Origin of the sequence: Candidatus Endomicrobiellum pyrsonymphae, from assembly GCF_020328025.1 — a bacterium.
GTDB lineage: Bacteria > Elusimicrobiota > Endomicrobiia > Endomicrobiales > Endomicrobiaceae > Endomicrobiellum > Endomicrobiellum pyrsonymphae.
Window position 1 is genome coordinate 1 of sequence record NZ_JAIXMZ010000081.1, and the last position, 4,727, is coordinate 4,727.

Here is a 4,727-nt window from a genome sequence, read left to right on the forward strand (position 1 = left end):
TTTAATGCATCTGCAATAATGAGAAGTTCCATTAAATTCTCATTTACAGGAGAACTTGTAGGTTGAATTATATAACAATCCATGCCTCTTACATTATCAACAATTTTAACCTGCACCTCGCCATCGCTAAAACGCCCGACCGTCGCTCCACTTAACTCAACTCCAAGTTCCTTCGTAATCTGTTTTGCAAGATCAATATTAGCGTTGCCTGTAATAATCTTAAGTTCCATAGCACCTCCTTATTGTACTTTCTCTAAAATATATAATTTAATTTAGAGTTTTATTTTGCGTTTTAATTCTTGCTTTGCTCTGGCTATCGCAAGCTTTCCCGACGGAACATCGCACGTTACGGTTGATCCAGCCGCAATTAAAGCTCCCTGTCCTATTCTAACCGGCGCTACAAAATTAACATTAGAACCAACAAACGATTTTGAACCTATAATCGTTTGATGTTTGTTTATCCCATCATAATTACAAGTTATTGTCCCGGCCCCTATATTTACATCTTCGCCAACATACGCATCGCCTATGTAAGAAAGATGATTCACTTTTGAATTTTTTGATATTACGGCTTTTTTTGTTTCAGAAAAATTACCTACTTTAACATTATTTCTTAAAATGGATCCCGGTCTTATATGTGAAAACGGACCTATTTTAACTTTTTTGCCTATAACAGCGCCATCTACATAAGAGTACAATATAATACTATCGTCGCCAATCTTTGAATTTGTTATGTAGCTTGCACCTTTTACTGTACAACTCCTGCCTATTGAAACTCCAGTGTCTATAAAAACTCCGGGGTAAATTACAGTATCCCTGCCAATTCTTGCATCATAAGATATATGTACATTATTCGCATCTATAATGCTGATGCCGCTATCTAAAAGTTCTTTGACTTTTTTATCTTTTAGTATTAACTCTGCCTGCGCAAGTTCTGCCCTATTATTTATACCTTTAACTTCATTTTTATCTTTAACCACAATTAAAGAAATCTTTTTGCCAAACCCCCTCAATATGGCAACTGTATCTGTTATATAATATTCTTTTTTTGCATTATTTGGTTTAACTTTCGAAAGAGCTTTCCACAAATTTTTATTAAAGCAATAAATACCTGAATTTATTTCTTTTATTTGCTTCTCAGCAACGCTTGCGTCTTTTTCTTCAACTATTTTTTCTAAAAATCCGTTATTTTTCACAATTCTACCATAACCAAAAGAATTCTCAACTTCCGCAGATAAAACTGTAACAGCAGACACCGTTTTTTTATTGCTTTTTACCAAAGATGCCAATGTAGAAGATTTAACCAAAGGTACATCGCCACTTATCACCAAAACATTGCTATCACAATCTTTTAAAACTTTTTCGGTCTGCATTACAGCATGCGCCGTTCCAAGCTGTTCTTTTTGATAGACAAATTTTATGTTGCTGCTAACACCTGATAAATATTTTTCAACGATTTCGGAGTCGCATCCTAAAACAACAACTATATTGTCAGGCTTTAAAGCAGAAACTGAATCTACAACCCATTTTACCAAAGGCTTACCAGAAAGCTTGTGCATAACCTTAGGTAAAGAAGATTTCATTCTTATACCAGCGCCTGCTGCAAGTATTACAGCTGAAAAGTTTTTCATTTATAAATCCAAACCCTCCCCTTTTTTATAGAATAAACATTTCTCATCTTTAAGGGAAGAATTCTTTCATTCTACATCCTTTTGCATTATAACAAAAATATCTTAAAATAACAAAAGTACCAAAATTCTTGCCGCTGAGCTTCATTTGCTTCATGTTTTTAGACAATTTTAGAACTTGCGAGAAATCTTATAAGATTTATATGGGATTTCGCTTTAAACAACTAAAATTGCTGATTCTAAAAAATGCTCCACTCATAACCTCGCGCTCTAAAGTGACGCAACTACAAATCACTCATGATCAAAAATCAAAAAAAATTTGTAATGGCTTTTTGATTTTTATATAATGAAAGGTACGTGGAGGATATTAATGTTTGTTGGGGTTGAATTATCGATGAAGATTTAAGCGAGGAATTGTTCCTTAAAAAACAAGTATGAAAAGAAATACTGATGATGAAATAAACTTAAATTTTTGACGCGGATGACAATTTTCAGAACAGGAAAAATGACATTATAGCCCAATATAAAGTTTACGAATATCAGCTTTTTCTGTTTCCAGATAATGCAAAGAAAAAAATCAAAGAAGAATACAGTGATTATAGTAACAAACAGCGCTGGAATTTAGATTCTAACTGTTTGGAACCTCTTAAAAATTCCTCAATGACAGCATAAACGACAACATACTTTAAGAACATTGTCGCCTTTCAGATTTCTCATTCTATCCTCATTCGTCACGCCACCAAAAAAAGGGCTTTAGCAGAATGAGCTGCCAAAGCCCTCTATAAAGATTATTTTTCTCCAACCCTATTTCTTCTTACCTTTTTTGCCTGCTTCATTGGCAGTCTTTTTTACAACTTTTTTGCCTGCTTCATTGTCAATTTTTTTTACAGCTTTTTTTGCTTGCTTCTTTCCACCTCTACTCATTACTGACCTTGCAATATCGCCCTGTTTGTCAATAAAATAAAGAAATCCCTTCTCTTTTCTCACGCCAACTTTTGTTACTTTCGAAGGCTTACCACCCTTCTTTCCGCCTCTCGCCATCAAAGCTCTTGAAACATCGCCTTGTTTGTCGATGAAATAGAGATATCCCGATTCTCTTTTCACTCCAACTTTCTGTACTTTCTCTGCCATTTTACACCTCCTGTAGTGCAAATGCTTTTATTGTCCTTCGCCGGTTTTCACCGAGTTTGTATTCTGCTGAATATTTTCTTTTTTTGTAATTATTTTATCGCTGAGCCAACCATCCACAATATCTTTGGAAAATCTATATTGTCTTCCTATCTTGGATGCCGGAATCTTTTTCATTCTTATCAAACTATATATCTTTGACTTTCCTATTCCCAAATACTCAGAAAGCTCTTTGATGTCCATTATTTGCTTGCTTGGTATATTTTGTATTTTTTCCATGTTTCATTCTTCTTTATCATTAGCTCATATTTGATGTTAAAATGATATAAATTTTATCATATTTTGTCAAGTACCATGTTTTAACATTAAACAATATTGTTAACCTTTGTTTATCAAGTTTCATTATCATATATTTGTGTTTATTATTTTAACTATATTTTAATATCAACTAATGATAATAAGCGTTACTTATTACTTTTTAGGATTATATACGTACACAGATGGTTCTAGCATATCCATACCTTTCTATACACATTTGGAAATATATATTTTGCAATCTTGTACGTTGTTAAAACGTCAGTCATCGCTCTATGGCTAAGTTCCACATATCAACACCTCAACACCTGTCGCATTTGCAATATCGCCAAGCTTGTTAGATTCAAAACTAAAATATTGTCTTGCAAGGTTTGATGTATTTGCGAGCATTCTTGTGAAATACGAGCTTTTCATATCTTTGCTCAACGCCATTACATACCTTAAGCATTGCAATCTCTACTATCTTAGCGCCTTTTGAAAGATCAAGCCCCGTTGTTTCTATAATCTAAAAAAACTAAATTATCCGGCGCTTTTGTAAAAATAGATTTTATATTCGTTTGATATTTCATTTAATATTCCGTCGCTTTTAAAAAAATAATAAATATTGACAGATAGGTAAGACACGAAAAAGTAATCCAAAAAACTTATTCAACAATGCTTTACGTTTTGCTTTAAATACATGGCAACCTAATGTGTAAGAGTATTCAAATAAAATTAAAAATATTAAAGCCAAAAAAACAAAGTAGGACGTTTTTGCCTAAAGGCGATAATTTTGATAATATAAACATGTGGCTGTATCACAACCACATAAAATTGACTTAACGACAGACCAAAAGAAGTTTTTAATTATACTCTGTTACATGGTCAATTTGAAAAAGAATAATTAAAATATTGGTATTTTATTATGGAACAGAAAGAATATTTATCAGCTGATGATATAAAGATTAGGTTACTTGATTATCTTACTCAAAAAAATAAAAACGCTGTTTTTGCAAATGAGGTTTTGTTTTCTCAAAATAAAAGAAGAGCTGATTTAGTTCGTTTATTGAATAAGACATTAACGGCTTTTGAGATAAAAGGTGATTTGGATAATACAAGTAAATTGAGGAAACAAATTAGTGATTATATTAATACTTTTGATAAAGTATTTGTGATAACCACAAAAAAAATCTAAATCAGGTTACCAACAAAATAAAATTTAAAAATGTAGGTATTTTCTTATATGACGGAGATTTTAGACGGATAAAAGAAGCGGAAACAAATAAGGTTAAAAAAAGAGATTTGGTATGCATCATAGATAGAAGTACCTTATTAAGAGAATTGAAACTAAAAAATAGAAATGTTAGTATTGATAAAATTAGGAATATCGCAGCTAAAAAAATACAATTATCACAGTTAAAAAGAATCAGTTATGATAGATTATACACAAGATACGCACAGTTGTTTGAATTGTTTGAAAAGGATAGGATGAAAAACAAGACAACTCTCGATGATTTACTTAATTTAACTGGCAGTGTTGGAAGTCTGAGATAAAATGTTAGCTCTGAGCGTAATTGCTAAATTTAGTCTTACTGAAATCCAAAAACTTGGAGACATACCAGCTGGAATCCCTGAGGAAGTAAGATCTATTTGTTTTATGCCCCAACAATCTTCACC

6 protein-coding genes are annotated in these 4,727 nt (G+C 32.2%); 1 reads left to right on the forward strand and 5 read right to left on the reverse strand.

All coding sequences use genetic code 11. The annotated features are described in order from the left end of the window. From LE180_RS06140 to LE180_RS06160, 5 genes are all read right to left on the reverse strand, one after another. On the reverse strand, nt 1-230 hold a 230-nt coding region (locus tag LE180_RS06140; protein WP_374134577.1), incomplete at its 3' end, for a ribose-phosphate pyrophosphokinase-like domain-containing protein. Between the two features lie 42 nt (nt 231-272). Then, nucleotides 273-1,631, reverse strand: coding sequence for a bifunctional UDP-N-acetylglucosamine diphosphorylase/glucosamine-1-phosphate N-acetyltransferase GlmU (glmU, locus tag LE180_RS06145; RefSeq protein ID WP_374134578.1), 1,359 nt, complete (start codon nt 1,629-1,631; stop codon nt 273-275). Between the two features lie 801 nt (nt 1,632-2,432). Continuing rightward, nucleotides 2,433-2,759, reverse strand: coding sequence for a hypothetical protein (locus LE180_RS06150; protein ID WP_374134579.1), 327 nt, complete (start codon nt 2,757-2,759; stop codon nt 2,433-2,435). Nucleotides 2,760-2,786: 27 nt separating this feature from the next. After that, nucleotides 2,787-3,035 carry a helix-turn-helix domain-containing protein gene (locus LE180_RS06155; RefSeq protein WP_374134580.1) on the reverse strand — a complete coding sequence of 83 codons (249 nt, stop codon included), beginning with the start codon at nt 3,033-3,035 and terminating at the stop codon, nt 2,787-2,789. A 315-nt stretch (nt 3,036-3,350) separates the two neighbouring features. Next, complete coding sequence (locus LE180_RS06160) at nt 3,351-3,503, reverse strand: hypothetical protein (protein WP_374134581.1); 153 nt, start codon at nt 3,501-3,503, stop codon at nt 3,351-3,353. A gap of 472 nt (nt 3,504-3,975) precedes the next feature. On the opposite strand from LE180_RS06160, the gene LE180_RS06165 reads away from it, so the two are divergent. Next, complete coding sequence (locus LE180_RS06165; protein ID WP_374134582.1) at nt 3,976-4,245, forward strand: sce7726 family protein; 270 nt, start codon at nt 3,976-3,978, stop codon at nt 4,243-4,245. Nucleotides 4,246-4,727 lie beyond the last annotated feature (482 nt).

Excerpts from the sequence above, each read along its gene's own strand:
- glmU (WP_374134578.1), bottom strand. The coding sequence starts at position 1,631 with ATGAAAAACTTTTCAGCTGTAATACTTGCAGCAGGCGCTGGTATAAGA.
- LE180_RS06150 (WP_374134579.1), bottom strand. The coding sequence starts at position 2,759 with ATGGCAGAGAAAGTACAGAAAGTTGGAGTGAAAAGAGAATCGGGATAT.
- LE180_RS06155 (WP_374134580.1), bottom strand. The coding sequence starts at position 3,035 with ATGGAAAAAATACAAAATATACCAAGCAAGCAAATAATGGACATCAAA.
- LE180_RS06160 (WP_374134581.1), bottom strand. The coding sequence starts at position 3,503 with ATGGCGTTGAGCAAAGATATGAAAAGCTCGTATTTCACAAGAATGCTC.
- LE180_RS06165 (WP_374134582.1), top strand. The coding sequence starts at position 3,976 with ATGGAACAGAAAGAATATTTATCAGCTGATGATATAAAGATTAGGTTA.